Consider the following 19456-nt stretch of genomic DNA (forward strand, 5'->3'; position numbering starts at 1 on the left):
CGGTTCGCTGCGGAAAAGGCCGGCATTCTAGCCAAGAGCGGGGCGTGGCCCAACAACCTTCATTTCAGCTGGTCGGAAAAGAACTCGCCGGCACCCTGCAACGGACCCAGCGGGTTGCGCTTGACCTCGTAGCGGCGGATGTTCGGCTCGCCGTTGCTGACCTTGTGTACCAGCGTGTCGTCGACCAGCACGAACACCGCGCGGAACGCCCAGCCTTGCAACTCGCGCTTCTTGCGGAAGTTGAACACGTCGGCCCAGAAGTTGCCCACGCGCTGGGTATCGGTCTTGTTGAAGTCGAAGGCGTAGCCGATGCAGCGGTCCTTGGCCTCCAGGCACTGCAGCAGGCCATCGGGCAGGTACTCGATGGGCACGTTGGGCTGGACGAACATCAGACGCAGGTCGATGAACGAGAGCATTTTGCCGTTGCCCTGGGCCAGTGGGTCGAAGCCCAGGGAGAACAGCTCGGAGCGTGTGGTCTTGCCTGGTTGTGCCTGGGAGTAGCGGATCTCGGCGTCCAGGTAGTCATTGAAAGGGGACAGCACCTCGGCCTGCTCACTGGGCAACAGGCTGCCACAGCCAGGCAACACACACAGGGAAAGCACCAACAGCGCCCACGAGTTGCCTTGCATGGCTAGCGTCCTCCAGAGGTTCCGAATCTCTCTATAGACGATTTACCGATGAGTTGCCGTGTCGGGCATGAAACAGTCGAGGGTTGCGGGATAGAACGGGAAAACGGGTGGCTAACCGCATCGCAGCGGTTACTCTTGTGCTATCTGGTCGATAAGGAAAAGCAGGGCGATGCGGACGGCAACCCGACTCCAGGCTGGCTTCATGCTGGCCATTCTCATGCTCAGCCTGAATTTGCTGGTGCCAGTCATGAGTGAGCGCTGGATAGATGCCACGCACGTGGATTTCGCGCAGGAAGAGAGGCTGCTGAGCAGCTCCCAGCAGTTGTTGTCGGCGTTGACCGACGGCGAAACCGGACAGCGTGGCTTCGTCATCACCGGTCGAGACGACTTCCTCTCGCCGCTGTATCTGGGTTTTGCCGAGGTGGATCGCCTGCAGCTCGAGCTTGGTCGGCTGGCCAAGGGCGATACCGAGTTCATGCAGCTGCTCGAACGCATGCGGCCAGTGATTGCCGAGCAACGCACTTTCCTGCAGGGCACCATCGACGTACGCCGTCAGGAGGGAATCGACGCCGCCGTGGCACGGGTAGCCACCGGCAAGGGCAAGCAACTGATGGACCGGCTTCGTGCCATTAGCAGCGAACAGCAAGCCATCCTGAAGGCACGCCTGTTGGTGCTGGAGCAGCGTGGGGAGTGGCAGCAACAGGTAATGGTAATTGGCCTGGCGGTGATCGGTGTGCTGGACCTGCTGCTGATCGGCCTTCTGTTCTACTTCACCTTCCGCACACTCAAGGAAGGTCGTGAGTCTCGCGAGAGCCTGCAACGACTCAGCGACCAGCTATCCAGCGGCATGCAACGCCTGGAAATGCGCAACCGTGAGATATCCCTGCTCAGTCGCATGGCTGGCGCTCTACATTCGATCAATCAGTTCGACGAGTGCTATGGCATCATCGGTCGCTTCGCCGGCCAGCTGTTCCCTCACAACGCCGGCAGCCTGACCCTCTATCATCCCTCGCGGGACATACTGGAAAGCGTCGCCCACTGGGGCGCCTGGCCGGTGGAACTGGACCTTTTCGAGCCGCACTCCTGCTGGGCCATTCGCCGTGGTCAGAGTCATCAGGTGGGCGACCCGGGCAAGGATCTATTGTGCCCGCACCTGGAAGGCTCGGTGCTGGCCGAGCATGGCTACATCTGTGTGCCGCTGATGGCCCAGGGCGAGCCGCTCGGTGTATTGACCCTGAGTGGCGATCACGCTGCCGACCTGGAGTTGGCCGAGGCCTTCGCCGAGCAGGTGTCGTTGGGCGTGTCCAATCTGTCGCTACGCGAGAGCCTGCGCCAGCAGTCTCTGGTTGATGCGCTGACCGGCCTGCACAACCGTCGCTTCCTCGACGAGACACTGCGCCGAGAGTTGTTGCGGGCCTCGCGCAAGCAGTCCCCGGTGGCCGTGGTGTTGCTGGATGTCGACCACTTCAAGCGCTTCAACGACACCTTTGGCCACGAGGCCGGTGACCTGGTGCTGCGTCACCTGGCCACGGAAATGAAGCGCAACGTGCGCACCAGCGACCTGGCCTGTCGCTATGGCGGTGAGGAGTTCTGCCTGGTGATGCCGGAGATCAGCCGCGAAGATGCCGTCGAGCGTTGCGAATCGCTGCGTCTCGCGGTGAGCCGCCAGCAGGTGCGCTACGGCGGCCAGCCGCTGGGCCCCATCAATATCTCGCTTGGCCTGGCCTGGTTCCCGCAGGATGGCGAGCAGATGGACGCGCTGCTGCACGCCGCCGACTTGGCTCTTTACCAGGCCAAGCGCAGCGGGCGTAATCGGCTGTGCGTCTACCGCCGGGAAATGGACGGCGCCGCGGAGGAAGCGCCGTCCAGCTGAACCGGCCTGGCGAGCAATGCGAGCGCCGAGGCGGCAATACCGAACTGGCCCAGCCAGTAGCTGAGAATGATGGCGTAGCGCGCACCTTCGAATGGCGCAACGAAACGGTTGATGCCGATAAGACTGTCCGACAGCACGAACAGTGCAGCACCGCCAGCCGCCAGCCAGGCGGAGGAGGCTGCCACCACACCGATCCGGGCCAATGCGCGCCACAGCATGGCGCCAATGGCCAGACTGTATAGCGCTACCGGCAGCACCAGCGTCCCGAGGCCGCTGCTGGCCAGCACGAAGAACATGCCGCCGCCCACCAGCGCCGCGATCAGCAGGTCGAGCGCGGCCAGGCGGCGGGTATCGCCCAGATACGCCACCAGATAGGCCAGGTGAGCCAGCAGGAAGGCACCCAGGCCGAACACGAACAGATCCGCCGGCCACTCCAGCAACATGTCACCCAGTAGCGACAGGCCTAGCCCGATGGCGATCCAGCGTCGGTAGGCGCCGGCGGGTGCCTCGCGTAACCAGATCAGCAGGCAGATTACCGGTATCGGCTTGCTCAGCAGGCGCAGCCAGGGCAGTTCGAGTTGGTGGCCGAGAAGGAACAGCGTGGCGCCCGCGAGGGCGACGATCAGGAGCAGTGAGCGCATGGTGGGTTTCTCTTGTTGTTTGCGCCCATTATTGCCATTGCGCTGGCCGAGGCCAGTACAACGTATGCCAGCCCTGGTGGCTTATCGCGTCAGTGGCTGATGCCGAAGGTGCTGAACGGCAACAGTAGACAGGTCGCCAACCTGGGGTAGCGGGCGCCGAAGATGGCGCCGAGCAGCGCACCAGCCAATGCCCAGAGGGCGAACTGGCTCAGCGAGGATAGCGCTGGCTCGAAGGCCAGGCGCCCCAGGCCAGCTATCCAGAACGAAGCCAGGGCGCCGATCACGGCCCCGGCCGCGCGGTCCCGCCTGCGAATGGGCGAATGCCACCAGGTAGAGAATTGCTGGCGCTTATGGCTGAAGAACCGGCGCAACAAAGATCAACGAACCTCGATCTGACAGTCGACGGTCTTGGCGGGCGCTACGTCCACTTCCCATGGCTGCTGATACTGCATCTGCAAACGACCCTGGCCGGGTTGATAGGCCTGGTAACGCCAGGTGGACTGCCCGCCGGCCCCGACCAGCCCGGCATCTTCCGGCGTCACATAAACCTCTGGCCCCAGGCTGCGCAGCACGCCAGGTGCGGCGTCGGTCACTATCCAGCGGAAGCCCGTAGTGGGATTGCTTGGCAGGGTGATGTTCAGGGTCTGGCCGCTATTCAGCTCCATCGGGCATTTGCCCAGCTGCTTCTCCTCCACGCTCACACTGGACCTCGGCTGCGAGGTGCAGGCGGTGAGCAGGGCGAGGCTGCAGGGTAGCAGCAGGCGGTAGGTACGATTCATGGCGGACTCCTGTCGAGCGGAAACCTGCACAGCATAGCGTCTGCGCTGCCCAGCGGGCGAGGCAAGACCGTGTGGGGTTGGTCTCGCTGTTGCCGGGCTCAAGCGAACAGTACCTTCGCCACATCCGAGTAGCGTCTGGCGAAGTGCACAGTCAGACCTTCCTTCAGGTAGTCCGGCAGCTCTGCAAAGTCGCCGCGGTTGGCCTCGGGCAGGATCAGTTCGAAGATCTTCTGACGGCGCGCGGCGATCACTTTCTCGCGTACCCCGCCGATGGCCAGCACCTGGCCGGTGAGGGTCAGCTCGCCGGTCATGGCCACTCCTTTCTTCGGTGCCTGGTTGCGGGCCAGGGATAGCAGAGCGCTGGCCATGCTGATGCCGGCACTGGGACCGTCCTTGGGTGTGGCGCCTTCCGGGACATGCAGGTGGACGAAGGCCTGGTCGAAGAAGGTCGCATCGCCGCCGAATTTCTTCAGGTTCGCGCCGATGTAGCTGTAGGCGATCTCCGCCGACTCCTTCATCACCTCGCCGAGCTGGCCGGTGAGCTTGAAACCGCGGTTGAGCGTGTGGATGCGCGTGGCCTCGATTGGCAGGGTGGCGCCTCCCATGCTGGTCCAGGCCAGGCCGGTGATCACGCCGGTGCCGTTGAACACCTGCTCGCCGCGGAACACCGGCATGCCCAGGTAACCCTCCAGGTCCTTGGGGCCGATCTTCACGGGCTTGCCAGGATCGTCCAGCAGTTGCACCACGGCCTTGCGCACCAGCTTGCCCAGCTGCTTTTCCAGCTGCCGCACACCGGCCTCGCGGGCGTAGCCCTCGATCACCGCGCGTAGCGCCGAGTCGTTGATGCTCAACTGATTCTTGCTCACCCCCGCGCGCTCCAGCTGGCGTGGCCACAGATGGCGCTTGGCGATGGCCAGCTTCTCCTCGGCGATGTAGCCGGACAGGCGGATCACCTCCATGCGGTCGAGCAGCGGCCCGGGGATGGAGTCGAGGGTGTTGGCGGTGCAGACGAACAGTACCTTGGACAGGTCCAGGCGAAGGTCCAGGTAGTGGTCGAGGAACTCGACGTTCTGCTCCGGGTCGAGGGTCTCCAGCAGAGCCGAGGCCGGATCGCCCTGGTAGCTGGCGCCCATCTTGTCGATCTCGTCGAGCATGATCACCGGGTTCATCACCTCGGCCTCCTTCAGCGCCTGCACCAGCTTGCCAGGCATGGCGCCGATGTAGGTGCGGCGGTGGCCCTTGATCTCCGCCTCGTCACGCATGCCGCCGACACTGAAGCGATAGAACGGTCGGCCGAGGGATTCGGCGATGGACTTGCCGATGCTGGTCTTGCCCACGCCGGGCGGGCCGACCAGCAACACGATGCTGCCGGAAATCTCGCCCTTGAAGGCGCCGACGGCGAGGAACTCGGTGATGCGCGCCTTGATGTCGTCCATGCCGGCGTGGTGCTTGTCCAGCACCTGGCGGGCGTGGCCGAGGTCGAGCTTGTCTTGGCCGAACACGCCCCAGGGCAGGGCGGTGGCCCAGTCCAGGTAGTTGCGGGTGACGGCGTATTCCGGCGAGCCGGTTTCTAGGATCGCCAGCTTGTGCAGTTCCTCGTCGATACGCTTCCTGGCCTGCTCGGGCAGGGTCTTGCCGGCCAGGCGCTCGCGGAACTCGTCGGCATCGGCGCTGCGGTCGTCCTTGGTGATGCCCAGCTCCTGCTGGATCACCTTGAGCTGTTCCTTGAGGAAGAATTCGCGCTGGTGCTCGCCGATCTTGCGGTCGACCTCGGCGGACAGCTCGTTCTGCAGGCGCGCGACCTCCACTTCCTTGCGCAGCAGCGGTAGCACTTTTTCCATACGGCGCAGGATCGGCACGCAGTCGAGCACCTCCTGCAGCACGCTGGCCGGCGCGGTGGTCAGGGCGGCGGCGAAGTCAGTGAGCGGCGACGGATCGTTGGGGCTGAAGCGGTTCAGGTAATTCTTCAGTTCCTCGCTGTACAGCGGGTTGAGCGGCAGCAGCTCCTTGATCGCATTGATCAGCGCCATGGCGTAGGCCTTGACCTCGTCACGCTGGTCATTGGGGCTCGGCGGGTACTCCACTTCGGCCAGGTAGGGCGGGCGATGGCGCTTGAGCCAGCCGCGCACCTTGACCCGGCCCAGGCCCTGGGCAACGAACTGCAGCTTGCCGTCGACGCGGCTGGCCTGGTGGATCTTCACCAGGGTGCCATGCATCGGCAGGCTGTCGGTATCGAAGTGGCGCGGGTCCGTCACCGGCTGGTCGACGTAGAACAGGGCCAGGCACTTGTGCTCGGTATTGGCCACTAGCTCCAGGGTCTCTGCCCAGTGCTCCTCGTTGACGATTACCGGTAATACCTGGGCCGGAAAGAAGGGGCGGTTGTGGATGGGGAGCACGTACAGCTTGTCCGGCAGTGACTGGCCGGGTAAGGCGAGATGGGTGGCCTGGCGGTGTGCCTCGGCTTCGATGTATTCGGAACTGTATTCGTTACTGCTGTCCTGATCGCTCATTGCGGCCCTGTCTACGGAACGGGTGATGCGAGTTAGATGGGGAGAGGGCGTCGGCATTTCAATACTATTATCTGGTTGCTCCTTGTTTATGGGTTTGGTGCAACCTTCGCCATTTGTCGGTGCTACTGCCTCTTTTCTGTCGAAGTGGTTAAAGTGCAACCCTGTCCCGCTTCGGTGCATCGCCATGCTCAATGCCCGCCTCGCATGCCTGGACAACCAGGCCCACGAACACGCCCACGACTACCATCAATTGGTCATGTCGCTGTCCGGTCGTGCGGAATTCGAGGTCGAAGGTCGTGGCGGCGAGGTTTGTCGCATGCGTGCCTGCCTGGTGCCGGGCGATGCCGATCATCAGTTCGCCGGCATGGGTGATAACCGCATGCTGATCCTCGATCTGGACGAACGTGACACCTCGCCGGAAGATCTCAGCCTGCTCTCCCAGCTGTTCGAGAGTCCGCGCTACCCGACGCTGGATGCCGACTTCCAGAACCTGCTGAGCTATGCCGGTGCGGAGTTGGCTCGCTATGGCAGCGACCCGCACCTGGCCCGCGCCCTCGGTGGCGTGCTGCTACGCGCGTTGCATCTGCGCCTGTTCGGCGAGCGCGGCCGCGGCGCCATCGCCAACCTCGACATCGGCCGGCTTGACGCCTACATAGTCGAGCACCTGGCACGGCGCATCACGGTGATCGAGCTGGCCCAGGTGGCTTGCCTCAGCCCCAGCCATTTCCACGCCCAGTTCAAGGACAGCGTGGGGCTGACCCCGCACCAGTACCTGCTCAAGACGCGCCTCGACCATGCTGCGCGCCTGCTGCGAGAGAGCCCGTTGCCGCTGGTACGGATCGCCGAGGAGTGCGGCTTCTCCAGCCAGAGTGCGCTGACCACGGCCATGCGACGCTACGTGGGGCTTACACCCAAGCGCCTGCGCGGTCTGCAGTAGCGTCTCAGTCGCCGATCGCCACCGGGCGTGCAGGATCGGTGACCCATTCGCTCCACGAGCCTGCGTACAGCGGCGCCAGCGGGTAGCCGGCCAGGCTCATGGCGAACAGGTTGTGGCAGGCGGTGACGCCCGAGCCGCAGTAGGCAACCAACTCCTCCACCGGGCGCGCGCCGCGCAGGGCGTCGAAGCGGGCACGCAGCTGTTCGGCTGGCAGGAAGCGGCCATTGTTGCCCAGATTGTCGGTAAACACCGCGCACTGGGCGCCTGGGATATGCCCGGCCACCGGGTCCAGGGGCTCCACCTCGCCGCGGAAGCGGGGCAGGGCGCGCGCGTCGAGCAGGGTCAGCTCGGCGCTGCCAAGGCGTTGTTGCAGCTGGGCGGCGGCGAGTAGAAGCGAGGCGTCCGGCTGACCGGTAAAACTGCCCGCCTGGTCCGCGGGCTTGTCGGAGTCCAGGGCCTGGCCGGCATCCTTCCAGGCCTTCAGTCCACCATCGAGCAGGAACACGCCATCGCGCTTGCCCAGCCAGGTCAACAGCCACCAGGCACGGGCAGCGAAGGCGCCTGGGCCGTCATCGTAGAGCACCACTGTCGAATCGTTATTGATGCCCCAGGCGCGCAGACTGTTGACCATTGCTGCGGCCTCCGGCAGCGGGTGGCGGCCGGTCACGCCCTTGGTCTTCGGTCCCGACAGGTCGTGCTCCAAGTCGGCGAAGCGGGCGCCGGGGATATGCCCGTCGCCATAGCTGCGGGCGCCGTAGGTCGGATCGTCGAGGGCGAAGCGGCAGTCGAGAACCACCAGGTTCGGCTCCTGCAGGCGGGACTGCAGGTGTTCGGCGGTGATCAGCTGGGCGAGTGGCATGGAACCTCCTGTGTCGAAATCATGGCCAGTCGCATCATAAGGACAGCCACGAATAACCAGAAGCGACCCGGAGACCTTTTGCGGCTCGTAGAACCCGCCTACGGCCTTCTGAATCAGAGCCAGACAAGACAATAGCGGCCGAGAGAACGCAGTTTGCGATCTGCAAATAAGCACTCCGAAGCCGTTTCTAACGCAGTTTGGCCGGTATTCAGGAGGACGTAGATGAGGTCTTGCAGCGGTTCGCCATGTGAGGACGTCATTATGCTCAGCCTGCAACCTGCCATCGAAAGCGCCAACCTGGCTCGCCGCGTCGGCGTTGTTCTCGGAACCGCGCTGGTCACTCTGTACTACTGCATCCTGATTCTGCTGCGCGGGGTGTGCGGGCGTTTGCGCCGCACCGACGTGGACCGCTACACCCGGCGCTGGTCGGGGCTGCTGTTGCGGCTGGTACGCATGAATCTCAGCGTGCATGGCGCGATGCCGGACTTCAACGATGGTCGGCGCTACATCCTGCTCAGTACCCATGCCAGCCACTACGACATTCCCGCCAGCTTCGTCGCCTTGCCGGGCTCGATCCGTATGCTGGCGAAGAAGGAGCTGTTTGGCATCCCAGTGTTCGGTGCTGCGATCCGCGCCGCCGAGTTTCCCTCGGTGGACCGGCACAACCGCCACCAGGCGGTGAAGGATCTGGAGAAGGCTCGCCGCATGATGGAGAGCGGCATCGTCTTGTGGGCCGCGCCCGAGGGCACGCGTTCGAAGGATGGCCAGCTGTTGCCTTTCAAGAAGGGCTGTTTCCACCTGGCCCTGGATACCAACGCGATCATCGTGCCGATCGCCTTCCGTGGCATATCCGAGGTGCTGCCGGCGCGCACCTGGCGCTTCAACCTGGGCCTGCCGGTGCAGCTGCACATCGGTGCACCGATCGATGCCAGCCGCTACAACGTCGAACAGCTGCCCGAGTTGATGGCGCAGACCTGCCTGAGCATGCAGGGCCTGCTGGGTGATCCAGCGACCAGCGTGGTGCCGATCAGGCTGACCGAGCAGCCGGTCTGAACGAAAAAGCCCGCCGATTGGCGGGCTTTTTCATGGAGCGGCAGGCCCTCAGCGAATCTTCAGCTTGCCGATGCGGTCGTTGTCCAGGCTGCCCAGGTACAGATAGTCGCCTACCGGCTTCACCGAGGTGACCATGCGCAGGTGGGTGCCACTGGTGTCGTGCAGGCTCTGCACGATCTCGCCTTTCTCGTTGAGGGCAATGGCCAGACCGTAGGATGCCGGCTTCGGCCACAGTGCGCGCGGCAGCTTGGCCAGCTGGGTCTTGAGCCAGGGTTGGTTCTGGAGGAAGTCGGCGTCGCTCTTGCGCGGGGTCGGCAGGGCCACCCAGAAGGTGCCGGCACGGTCGCCCTGCAGGTTGTCCGGCATGCCCGGCAGGTTGTCGGCGAACAGATCGTGGGTGCCAGCCTTGTCGCCCTTCAGCCAATAGCGCTGGATGCGGTAGCGATAAGTCTCGTTGACCAGTACGAAGTCCTCGTTCTGCGACAGGGCCACTCCGTTGGCGAAGTACAGGTCCTTGAGCAGTACTTCGGTCTTACCGCTGGCCGGATCGAACACCATCAGGCGTCCGTAAGGGCGGCCTTCGAGCAGGTCGAGCAGGTAGTCCGGCTGCTGGAACTTGCTGGAGGCGTCGGTGAAGTAGATGCGCCCGTCACTGGCGATATCCAGGTCGTCGGTGAAGACGAAGGGCACGCCTTCGGCCTCGGTGGCCAGCACTTCGATCTTGCCGGCTGGATCGATGCGCAGCAGACCTTTGTAAGCGTCGGCGAGAATCAGGTTGCCCTGGGCGTCGAAGTCCATGCCCAGGGGGCGGCCACCGGTGGCAGTGAAGGTCTCGGCCTTGCCATCGGTGATGCGGATCACCCGGCCGTCATGCAGGCCGGCATAGACCCGGCCCTGGGCATCCACTGCGGTGTCTTCCGGGCCGTGGATCTGTCCCTGGCCAAGCAGCTCGGCCTTCATCAGGGTGTCGTTGGGCTCCAGAGCGCCGGTCATCAACGGCGCGGTCTGTGGTTTCCAGGCCAGTGGGCTGATGGGGCTGGGGGTGAAATAGAGAAAGGCGGCGATGGCCAGACTGACCAGCACGAGGAAGCCGAGGATTTTCTTCATTATTGGTTTTCTTCCCTGGGTTGCGGTGCGCCGCAGTGTACACGCTGCTGTGGCTGGGGTTGCGAGCACAAGGGGCGTGAATGCCCGGTATCAGCCGCAGGCATATATACTGCGCGGCATCAATCAAGGAGTGCCGCGTGGCCATCGATATTCAATGGATCCTCGACGACGCCAGCCTGGCGCGTCATTGCGCCGAGTGGCGGCAGTTGCCCTTCGTCGCCCTCGATACCGAATTCATGCGGGTCGACACCTTCTACCCCATCGCCGGCCTGTTGCAGGTAGGTGATGGCCAGAGCGCCTATCTGGTCGATCCGCTCGAGGTGAAGGACTGGACGCCGTTCGCCGAGTTGCTCGAAGACCGCAGCGTTACCAAGGTGCTGCACTCCTGCAGCGAAGACCTGGAAGTGTTCCTGCGCCTGACCGGCGCGTTGCCTGCGCCGTTGTTTGACACTCAGCTGGCGGCCGGCTACCTCAATATCGGTTTCTCCATGGGCTACTCGCGCCTGGTGCAGGAAGTGCTCGGCATCGAATTGCCCAAGGGCGAAACCCGCTCCGATTGGCTGCAGCGGCCGCTGTCGGAGACCCAGATCAGTTACGCCGCCGAGGACGCCCAGCACCTGGCCGAGTTGTACCAGGCGCTGCTGCCGCGCATCTCTGCCGACAAGATGGCCTGGATACTGGACGACGGTGCCGAACTGGTGGCCAACCAGCGCCGCGAGATCGACCCGGACGAGGCCTACTTGGAGTCCAAGCTGGCCTGGAAGTTGTCGTCCCAGCAACTGGCCGTGCTGCGTACCCTGTGTGCCTGGCGCGAACGCCAGGCGCGGGCGCGCAACCAGCCGCGTAACCGCATCCTGCGTGAACACTCGTTGTGGCCGCTGGCGCGCTTCCAGCCCGACAACACCGTGGCCCTGGCGCGTATCGAAGATATGCACCCGCGCACCGTGCGCCAGGATGGCGAGACCATCCTGCGCATGATCCGCGAGTCGGCCGCGCTGCCTCCCGAGCAATGGCCCGAAACCCTGCCGGCACCGCTGCCGATCGAGGCTGGCGCGTTGCTCAAGCAGCTGCGCGCGGTGGGCCAGGCCGAGGCCGAGCGCCTGCAGATCGCCCCGGAGCTGATGCTGCGCAAGAAATCTCTCGAAGCCCTGCTCAAGAGCGGCTTCCCCGACGGCCCATGGACGCTACCCGACAACCTGCGCGGATGGCGCCGTGAACTGATGGGCCAAGCCCTGCTGGATGTATTGCAATGAAGAAGATCTGCTCCATCTACAAAAGCCCGCGCAAGAACGAGATGTACCTCTACGTACTCAAGGCCGACGCCCTCAAACGCGTGCCCGAGGGCCTGCTGGCTGCCTTTGGTACACCTCAGTTGTGCTTCGAGATGATCCTCACCCCGGAAAAGACGCTGGCCCGCGAGGACATCACCCAGGTGTTGGAAAACCTCGACAAGCAGGGCTACCACCTGCAGATGCCGCCGCCGGAAGAGGAATACATACAGCACCTGCCGGAAGAGCTGCTGCGCCGAAACGACCCGGTCTGATTCTTCCGCCGGGATGTCGCCGAATCCGGCGCATCCCGCTCGGGTCATGCATGGCCCACTCTGCTCATGACGCCTAATAGGACGGATATCGATGCGAGTCCTGCTGTTGGAACGCGATCACGTCGACTACACCCAGCTGCTGCGAGCCGCCGCACCGGACCTCGAGCTGCTGGCTGGTGAAACCGCCTCGGGTGATGCGCAGACCTGTCCGGTCTGGCTCGGCGAGCCGGATTTGCTGCTGCCGTTGCTGCGTAAGGGGCTGCGTCCGAAGTGGCTGCAATCCACCTGGGCGGGGATTACCCCGTTGCTGGGCCTGGGACTGCCACGCGATTACCGGCTGAGCCGGGCTGTTGGCATTTTTGGCCAGCCGATGGCCGAGTATGTATTGACCTATCTGTTGGCGCATCGGCGTCGCGTGCTCGCACGCCTGGCCAGTCAGGTCGAACAGCGCTGGGATAATCAGGTGGCGCCCAGCCTGCGCGGCTGCAAGGTGCTGATCGTCGGCACTGGTGAGATCGGCAGCGACATCGCCCGTCTCCTCGCACCGTTCGGCGTGGAGTTGCGCGGCATTGCCCGCCTGCCACGTCCTATTGCGCATTTCACCGAGGTGGTCGGCCTGGATGAGCTGGCCGAGCAGGTTGCCTGGGCCGATTGCGTGGTCAACGTGCTGCCGGATACTCCGGCCACTCGTGACATCTACGATGCCGCGCTGTTCGCCTGCATGCGCTCCGACGCGCTGTTCATCAACGCCGGGCGCGGCGTGGCGGTGGTCGAGGCCGACCTGGTGGCGGCACTGTGCGCGGGACACCTGGCCGGCGCGGTGATCGACGTGTGTCGGGAGGAGCCGCTGCCCGCAGGCCACCCCTTCTGGGACGCACCGCGGCTGCTGCTCACCGGGCACAGCTCTGCGCCCACTGAACCATCGGCCATGGCCCAATTGTTCGTCGACAACCTGCGACGTTACCGCGATGGCCAGGCGCTGCTCGGCGAGGTCGATTTCGAGCGGGGCTACTGAGGTCGCGCTCAGCTAATCAGCGCCTGGCCGATGGCTTGCGGGCCCCGCCTGCCACGCGGTGCAAACTGCGCCAAGTCGGATCGACGCCCTCGAAATGCCGGCGGCCACCGGCAGGACCCTGTCATCGCTTTCACCACGTCGCTTCTGAGGGGCGGGTATGGATACTGTTTTTGTCATCGTGGTGCTCGGTGCCGCCCTGGCAGGTTTCGTCCAGGGGTTGTCAGGCTCCAACTTCGGTCTGGTGGCAATGGCCGTCTGGGCCTGGTTCATCGATCCGACGCTCATCGGACCGCTTGTGGTATGCGGTTCGCTGACGGGCCAGGTACTGGCCGCAGGCTCCTTGCGTCGAGAGTTCAATGGTAAGCACCTGCTTCCCATGGTGCTCGGTGGCGTACTGGGCGTCCCTCTCGGTGTTCTGCTGCTGCATCTGATCGACCCGACTCTGTTTCGTCTCGGGGTTGGGGTGGTGCTCGTGCTGTGGTGCCCACTGATGCTGGTGTCGCGGGTGCTGCCCCGCATCCACCGGGGTGGTGCGCGTGCGGATGCCGGTATCGGCCTTGTGGGCGGTGTGATGGGTGGGCTGGGTGGGCTTACCGGGCCGGCTCCCGCTCTGTGGGCCACGCTGAGGGGATGGGAGCGCGCCACCCAGCGCTCTGTCATCCAGGGCTTCAACCTGGCGATGCAGGCGGCGACGATGTTGACCTACCTGATCACCGGCACGATCACCCGGGAGGCTCTGGGGCTATTCCCGGTGGTGATTGCTGCCGTGCTTGTTCCCACGCTGATAGGCGTGCGGGTCTATCGCCGTTTCAGCGACCAGGCTTTCAGACGCCTGGTGCTCATGCTGTTGAGCGTTTCCGGTGCGCTGCTGATCCTGCTGTCGCTACCGAACCTGCTGTAACTAGAGCTGCACGTTGCCCACCGGCTCCAGGGGCGCCGGGGTCGGTTCGCCCAGCAACTCCAGGGCCGATATCTCGATGGTCCGGCAAATGGCATCCAGTGGAAGGTCGTTCGGTTGCGTGTCGAACGGGTCCGCAATCTGGTCGCCCAGCGCGTCCAGGCCGAAGAAGGTGTAGGCCAGTACGCAGACGGCCACGGGCGTGAACCAGCCCAGGCTGCCCACCAGGCAGAACGGCAGCAGGAAGCAGTAGATATGCACCACCCTGTGCAGCATCAGGATGTACGGGTAGGGGATCGGGGTGTTTTTGATGCGCTCGCAGCCACCCAATACATAGGAGAGGCGGGTCAACTGCTGGTCGATTTCCACCATCACCACGTCACTGGCACTGGTGCTGCGTGCCTGTTCCATGAATCGCCGCCCCAGCACTCCGAGCAGGACATTCGGCTGGGAGGGGAGTGGGTGCGGGTCGCCGCTGAGAATACGCCGCGTATCGTCGCTGGCGGGCTGGCCGCGCAGCATGTCGCGTAGCGCATGGGCGAAGCCGATGAGCGGTCGCGCCAGCGACAGTCGTGACTCACGGTTGAGTTCCGGCAGCAGGATCATGCTTTGCCGGGCGAGATTGCGCGCGACGATCAGCAGTTCACCCCAGAGCGTCCGCGCCTCCCAGAAGCGCTGGTAGGCCACGGTGTTGCGGAACGCGAGGAAGATGGCCAGCGTCAGCCCCCACAGCGTGAACGGGGTGGCTGTAAGCAGCATGTGGTGGTCGTTGAGCAGCCCTCGGCTAGCGACGACCAGTGAGCTGAGCAGCACGGTGTACATCACTTTTTTCCAGATAACCGGAATGATCGAGCCCTTGATGGAGAACAGCAGGGTCCAGAGTGACGTGCGTTGCGGATAGATGATCATGAGATGAGTGCGCGATGAGGATGAATGACGATTCGGGTCGCGAGGGCTGGCGGTGGATACCTGGGCGATGCGGGCAGAGGGCTAGCAATATACAGAAACATGGCACCGTAGTTCCGGATGGGAGGCGGCTCGCTCGTGCGGGAGCCGTTTCGGAAAAGGGGCGGCCCCTTTGCTCATGCTGGTTGGCACGGCCGGCTGCGGTGTTTGGTCGCTATGGCATGCTCATGGTCGGTGGAGTCCAGGGCTGCGGTGCGCTGATGGGGTAGATCTGACACAGGCCTGGTCATGTGTGCAGCAGGTGAGGGAGCGGACGTCCATGCAGGCAGGCCGGTTTTCACCAGACGCTGGCGCAGTTCCTCCTGTTGTGTGGGGCTGACACCCTCAGGCATCGGGTTTTTTCTTGAGCAATGCCTCCAGGCCGGCCAGGGCTTTGTGGGTGACCTTGTGACCGGAACCGGCCACGGCCGCCTCTTCCTTCTGATAGTGCAGGTCGACCTGCCGCTGATGCTCGTTGTCGTGGCAGTACAGACACAACAGCTCCCAGTTGGAGCCGTCTTCCGGGTTGTTATCGTGGTTGTGGTCGCGGTGGTGCACGGTCAGCTCGCTGAGACGCTTTCCACTGAACTCGCGCCCGCAGCGCCCGCAGATGTGGGGATACATCCGCAGCGCCTTCTCGCGGTAACTGGTCTCACGCCGGCGCTGGGCCTCGGCGAGTATCTGGTCGAGTTTGCTCATGGGTTGCACCTGTGGCCGTACGGCTGGGGCTCCAGCATAGAACGAAAGCGGGCGTCGCTGGAGTCCGAGATGCGCCACATGCCGTTCTCTCTGAATCTGCTGTTGAGCCTGGGCGCTCGGGCCCGGCTGCCGAGCTAGCTATGCCCCCCAATGCAGCAACCCTAAAAGCGGGCCGGTCTCGTCCAGCTCCTCGTCCTGCCAATGACCGTAGTCGCCCACCGCTGGAACCGCTCAGCAGGGCATCGGTAGCGGGCAGTCGGCGTTGTAGGAAGCGCTGCTTGCGCTGGAGGCTCCAGCTGGATTCCCAATGGCTCGCCGGCCAGGTTGATGATGCAGTCGATGTGCTTGTCGCTGGCAATCTGGTCGAGTTGGATGAGGCAAGTAACACGCCCCTGGGTATGACGCACGCTGGCCACATCGCAGGGTAGCGCCATTACCTCATGCCCGGTCTGACTCAGGGCGCTGGCCAGTGGGTTGCCGATGAAGCCGCTGCAGCGCCTTAGGCTGCAGAACGTACAGCGGAATGGCGATCGACAGCGCCGCCGTCGCGTTGAGGTAGGCATGCCAGCGCAGGCCGAAGTAGAGCGAGATAGCACTGTCCAGCAGGCACCAGACCAGCAGGGCCAAAAAGATCACTGGTTTGATCTGGCGGTGGCCATGCTCGCGGTACAGGTACACCAGCAGGCCGAACAACACGCCCCAACTCGCCACTGTTGGTCCGAACAGTCCGACCATGGTCTGCAGCAAGCCTTGGAACTCAGTTGGCGGCGGCTGGTTGGAGACGCTGGTGTAGAGGTAGTCGAAGTAAGAGGCGGTAATCGGCAGATGCGCGGCGAAGGCCAGGGCAATGCCCAGGGCCACATGACCTATAGCGACCACCAACAACCAGCGGTAGAGCAGGGCTTGCATGAGCGATGTCCGATTTGCAGATTATTGATTGCTGCTTCCAGAGCCAGGCAGGTCGTGTTGGCGGTTTTACACTACAGGCACTCGAAGCGTCTGCAGCTTCCTTCATGTCGCTTCGCGTGCCGTAGACCGATGTCCTATGAGTGGGCTGGGGCAGCGACTGGGTGATGGACCGCGCGGTTCGATCATCCTGGCATCGCTCGATGCACTCAAATTGCACAGGCATCTCTGCGTTGCACATGGGCCGACCCCACGACATCGTCTTTCATGGAGAAGTGGCACGCGCTCAGCGGCACATTGCCGCTCCCCAACCGCCGATCCTGCCGAGCTCCGGGCATGGCCCGCACCTGCAGTATCTGCTGGCCTGTGCCAGGTATATAGCCACCTTCGCCGACGGTGAGAGTTCCTAGGCCTTGAGCGCCTCGCCGATGACGTAGAAATTCCCGCCGGCCACATGGTGCAGGCTGCGCCAGGAGGGGCCGGCTTCTTCGAAGTACCAGCGGCCGTCGCGGAATACGCGGTCATCGGCCCAGGCGCCGACCACTTCGCCGATGAACAGATCGTAGGCCTGCTGGTTATGTGGCTCGGCAATCAGCTCGCAGGCCAGCCAAGCCGAGCAGCCTTGTACGAAGGGCAGGTCGTTGTCGGGCATGTCGAACAGTTCGACGCCGGCTTTGGTCAGCTTGTCCGGGTCGTCCTTGAGGCTGTGGTTGCCGACCTGGTTGGTCAGCTGCAGCTGCGCGGCGGTCGGCACCTGGATGACGAAACGGCCGCTGCGTTCGATCAGCTTGCGGGTGTGGGTGGCTTTGTCCAGCACGACGGTGAGTTTGGGCGGGGCGAAGTCCAGGGCGCAGCACCAGGCGGCGGCCATGACGTTGTCGACGCCGTTGTGGCGAGCGGAGACCAGGACGGTTGGTCCGTGGTTTAGCAAGCGGTAGGCCTTGGCGAGGTCTACCTGCTTTTGGTGGGGATTCATTTGTGTGGCGTTTCCTGACAGCGGGGTGTTGGCGTCGATATGGTTGCTGAGAATCAGCGCTTTCCTCGGCTGAGACTACAGGTTCCGCCTTGTACGGCGGGTCACTTTTTCCAGTCGCGGAAAAAGTAACCAAAAACGCTTTGCCCCTGCATCCGGCCCTGCGCTTCGCTCCGGGTTCGTTCGCTCCATCGCCGCTCCAGGGGCCCGGCGCGAAGGGCCATCCCTGGCCCATCGCGCCTCTCGCGGCCTCCATGCCGCTCAACCCCTTCCACGACGATTCCACTCGCCCTCCTGAAGGGGCGTTTTGAGTTGCGTGACAGTTCCATGTCTTCTCTCTCGATAGATCCCACGCGGAGCGTGGAAAAAGATCATGCGCGAAGCGTCCAGAAAAACTACCAGCCAACTCGGAGTCTGAACCCCGTCAGGAGGCCGAGTGGAGGTGTTGCGTAGGGGGACGAGCCGCATGGATGCGGCGAGAGGCGTAAAGGGGCAGGGACGCCCCTTGTACGCCGGCCCCCGGAGCGGCACCGGAGGGAGGGAAGTCTGGCCGCAGGCCAGACCCGGATGCCGGGCGGGCTTTCTCTTTGGTTACTTTCTCTTTCGCGCGAGCAAAGAGAAAGTGACTCGCCGTAAGGGCGAAAAAACGAAATATGGAATCTTCACAAGTGCGGAAGGCTAAATTGGGATTCTTAACTTTTTCTGTTTTTTGCTCCACGATTCAGATGTAGTATCCGGTAGCGGCTGAATAAGCATAGGGGGTTGGAAGTGTTTGATCCTGAGGTTGGTTTTACATCGGATGTAATTAAAGATCATCAGCGATTTGTTGGGCGAATTGATTTAATTCGATCCTGTATGCAGGGCTTAAACTCCCCTATGAGTCTTATAGCTATTTATGGGCGCCGCGGAGTTGGCAAGTCATCTCTTTTACGCCAAGTTCAACAGATGGCATTGGGTGATTACACCTTGGCTAAGAGGGCTGGGTTGGCAGCCGAGATTCCCGCCAAGCCGAGAACTTATCTTACGGTCTTTTATACTTGTGACTCCTTGATTAAGGGGGGTGAGGATCTGATAAAGCGTCTTTGTAATGATCAAGATGACGAAGATGGGCTTTTGAGGCTCTTGCCCGATGATGGCAAGGAAATCGTGGAGTTTTCTCGAACAAAGGAAGTTTCGTTAGGTGCGGACCTAAAGGTAGTGAATTGGGGCGCAAAAGGAATTGAGTCGAATAAATATGTAAAAGTTGTTCCTGATGATACGGTTCAGACGTTTAGAAACTTTATTTCTTCTATTGTCTCGAATCAAGTAAAGGGCCGGATGAAAAGAGACGGTTTGCTGATATTGTTAGATGAGTTTGATGTCGTTGAGAATAAGCATGGGTTGGGTTCGCTTATAAAATCTCTTAGTTCCAAGGATGTTAAGTTTGCAATATGTGGGATTGGGCAGGATTTGCATGGCCTTGTTGAGGATCACGGTTCAGTTGAGCGATTGCTTGAGCAAGGTGCTGTCCATGTCAGGCCGATGCCACAAGCTGAGGCTGTCGCTGTCCTCGATAGAGCGGAGGAGCTTTTTGAGGGGAGTCTCTCATTTGATGGTGAGATTAAAGAGGATATTTCTTCGATCTCGCAAGGATATCCTTACTTTATTCAGATGATTGGCAGGTCTTGCGCATTGAAGGCTGCGCAAATGGGGTTGAATAAGGTAAATAAATATATTTATCAATCGGTGCTGTCTGATATTAAGTCTGGTCTGGCTTTTCCAGCGCTCGAGTCATCTTACAAGAAGGCGGTAGGTGATTCGTCTGATAGGCAGCTCCTTCTTCATATTTTGGCTGAGCAGCCTGAGGAAAATACGCTGTTTAATGAGGATGTTGGGCGGGTATTTCTAAAGCAGGCAAGGCGTGATGCAGGGGAATTTGATATCGAGTATGTGGATCAGTTGTTGCCGAGGCTGCTTGATAGAAAATTTGGTCCGGTGTTGCGGAGTGTGCCAGAGGGGCGTGGCGTTTATGAGTTTATTAATCCTGTTTTTAGGTTATATGTGACTTTGCGTAATATTTGACTGGATTAATATTGGATCGCTGTTGGAT

At 62.4% G+C, this 19456-nt stretch carries 19 protein-coding genes; 8 read left to right on the plus strand and 11 right to left on the minus strand.

Features of this window, described 5'->3' with window-relative positions:
- Positions 1 to 59: 59 nt before the first annotated feature.
- Positions 60 to 629: a hypothetical protein gene (locus IB234_RS17660; protein WP_192320335.1), complete on the minus strand. Its 570-nt coding sequence runs from the start codon at positions 627 to 629 to the stop codon at positions 60 to 62.
- A gap of 202 nt (positions 630 to 831) precedes the next feature.
- Here IB234_RS17660 and IB234_RS17665 point away from each other — a divergent pair, with 202 nt between their 5' ends.
- Positions 832 to 2502, plus strand: a complete 1671-nt coding sequence (locus IB234_RS17665; RefSeq protein WP_192320337.1) for a diguanylate cyclase — start codon at positions 832 to 834, stop codon at positions 2500 to 2502.
- Here IB234_RS17665 and IB234_RS17670 read toward each other — a convergent pair.
- From IB234_RS17670 to lon, 4 genes are all read right to left on the minus strand, one after another.
- Positions 2454 to 3143, minus strand: a complete 690-nt coding sequence (locus IB234_RS17670; protein ID WP_192320340.1) for a lysoplasmalogenase — start codon at positions 3141 to 3143, stop codon at positions 2454 to 2456. The genes IB234_RS17665 and IB234_RS17670 overlap by 49 nt on opposite strands.
- Before the next feature lie 89 nt (positions 3144 to 3232).
- Positions 3233 to 3427: a hypothetical protein gene (locus tag IB234_RS17675; protein WP_192320342.1), complete on the minus strand. Its 195-nt coding sequence runs from the start codon at positions 3425 to 3427 to the stop codon at positions 3233 to 3235.
- Positions 3428 to 3520: 93 nt separating this feature from the next.
- Positions 3521 to 3922, minus strand: coding sequence for a protease inhibitor I42 family protein (locus IB234_RS17680; protein WP_192320344.1), 402 nt, complete (start codon positions 3920 to 3922; stop codon positions 3521 to 3523).
- A 98-nt stretch (positions 3923 to 4020) separates the two neighbouring features.
- Complete coding sequence (gene lon, locus IB234_RS17685) at positions 4021 to 6432, minus strand: endopeptidase La (RefSeq protein WP_192320346.1); 2412 nt, start codon at positions 6430 to 6432, stop codon at positions 4021 to 4023.
- Between the two features lie 184 nt (positions 6433 to 6616).
- On the opposite strand from lon, the gene IB234_RS17690 reads away from it, so the two are divergent.
- Positions 6617 to 7369 carry a helix-turn-helix transcriptional regulator gene (locus tag IB234_RS17690; protein ID WP_192320348.1) on the plus strand — a complete coding sequence of 251 codons (753 nt, stop codon included), beginning with the start codon at positions 6617 to 6619 and terminating at the stop codon, positions 7367 to 7369.
- A gap of 4 nt (positions 7370 to 7373) precedes the next feature.
- Here IB234_RS17690 and IB234_RS17695 read toward each other — a convergent pair whose 3' ends face one another.
- Positions 7374 to 8228 (minus strand): sulfurtransferase, encoded by an 855-nt coding sequence (locus tag IB234_RS17695; RefSeq protein ID WP_192320350.1) that lies wholly within the window; start codon positions 8226 to 8228, stop codon positions 7374 to 7376.
- A gap of 261 nt (positions 8229 to 8489) precedes the next feature.
- On the opposite strand from IB234_RS17695, the gene IB234_RS17700 reads away from it, so the two are divergent.
- Positions 8490 to 9281 carry a lysophospholipid acyltransferase family protein gene (locus IB234_RS17700; RefSeq protein ID WP_192320352.1) on the plus strand — a complete coding sequence of 264 codons (792 nt, stop codon included), beginning with the start codon at positions 8490 to 8492 and terminating at the stop codon, positions 9279 to 9281.
- Between the two features lie 48 nt (positions 9282 to 9329).
- Here IB234_RS17700 and IB234_RS17705 read toward each other — a convergent pair whose 3' ends face one another.
- Positions 9330 to 10388 carry an SMP-30/gluconolactonase/LRE family protein gene (locus tag IB234_RS17705; protein WP_192320354.1) on the minus strand — a complete coding sequence of 353 codons (1059 nt, stop codon included), beginning with the start codon at positions 10386 to 10388 and terminating at the stop codon, positions 9330 to 9332.
- 137 nt (positions 10389 to 10525) lie between these two features.
- Between IB234_RS17705 and rnd the strand changes: the two genes are divergently transcribed.
- The 4 genes from rnd (at position 10526) to IB234_RS17725 (ending at position 13847) form a co-directional block, all read left to right on the plus strand.
- On the plus strand, positions 10526 to 11641 hold the full coding sequence (gene rnd, locus IB234_RS17710; protein WP_192320356.1) for a ribonuclease D: 1116 nt from the start codon (positions 10526 to 10528) through the stop codon (positions 11639 to 11641).
- Positions 11638 to 11931: a YcgL domain-containing protein gene (locus IB234_RS17715; protein WP_192320358.1), complete on the plus strand. Its 294-nt coding sequence runs from the start codon at positions 11638 to 11640 to the stop codon at positions 11929 to 11931. The genes rnd and IB234_RS17715 overlap by 4 nt, the downstream gene beginning before the upstream one ends.
- Positions 11932 to 12022: 91 nt before the next feature.
- On the plus strand, positions 12023 to 12946 hold the full coding sequence (locus IB234_RS17720; protein ID WP_192320360.1) for a D-2-hydroxyacid dehydrogenase: 924 nt from the start codon (positions 12023 to 12025) through the stop codon (positions 12944 to 12946).
- A gap of 157 nt (positions 12947 to 13103) precedes the next feature.
- A complete protein-coding gene (locus tag IB234_RS17725) occupies positions 13104 to 13847 on the plus strand; it encodes a sulfite exporter TauE/SafE family protein (protein ID WP_192320362.1) in 744 nt (247 codons plus the stop codon).
- Here the strand turns inward: IB234_RS17725 and IB234_RS17730 are convergent, their stop codons facing one another.
- The 4 genes from IB234_RS17730 to IB234_RS17745 all read right to left on the minus strand — a co-directional run bounded on the left by IB234_RS17730 (position 13848) and on the right by IB234_RS17745 (position 17370).
- Positions 13848 to 14753: a bestrophin family protein gene (locus IB234_RS17730; protein ID WP_192320365.1), complete on the minus strand. Its 906-nt coding sequence runs from the start codon at positions 14751 to 14753 to the stop codon at positions 13848 to 13850.
- A gap of 381 nt (positions 14754 to 15134) precedes the next feature.
- A complete protein-coding gene (locus IB234_RS17735; protein WP_192320367.1) occupies positions 15135 to 15488 on the minus strand; it encodes a YajD family HNH nuclease in 354 nt (117 codons plus the stop codon).
- A gap of 438 nt (positions 15489 to 15926) precedes the next feature.
- Positions 15927 to 16397, minus strand: a complete 471-nt coding sequence (locus IB234_RS17740) for a hypothetical protein (RefSeq protein WP_192320369.1) — start codon at positions 16395 to 16397, stop codon at positions 15927 to 15929.
- A 403-nt stretch (positions 16398 to 16800) separates the two neighbouring features.
- A complete protein-coding gene (locus IB234_RS17745) occupies positions 16801 to 17370 on the minus strand; it encodes a flavin reductase family protein (RefSeq protein WP_192320371.1) in 570 nt (189 codons plus the stop codon).
- A gap of 765 nt (positions 17371 to 18135) precedes the next feature.
- Between IB234_RS17745 and IB234_RS17750 the strand changes: the two genes are divergently transcribed.
- Positions 18136 to 19428, plus strand: a complete 1293-nt coding sequence (locus IB234_RS17750) for an ATP-binding protein (RefSeq protein WP_192320373.1) — start codon at positions 18136 to 18138, stop codon at positions 19426 to 19428.
- Positions 19429 to 19456 lie beyond the last annotated feature (28 nt).

It is taken from the genome of Pseudomonas sp. PDM16, assembly GCF_014851865.1.
Lineage (GTDB): Bacteria > Pseudomonadota > Gammaproteobacteria > Pseudomonadales > Pseudomonadaceae > Aquipseudomonas.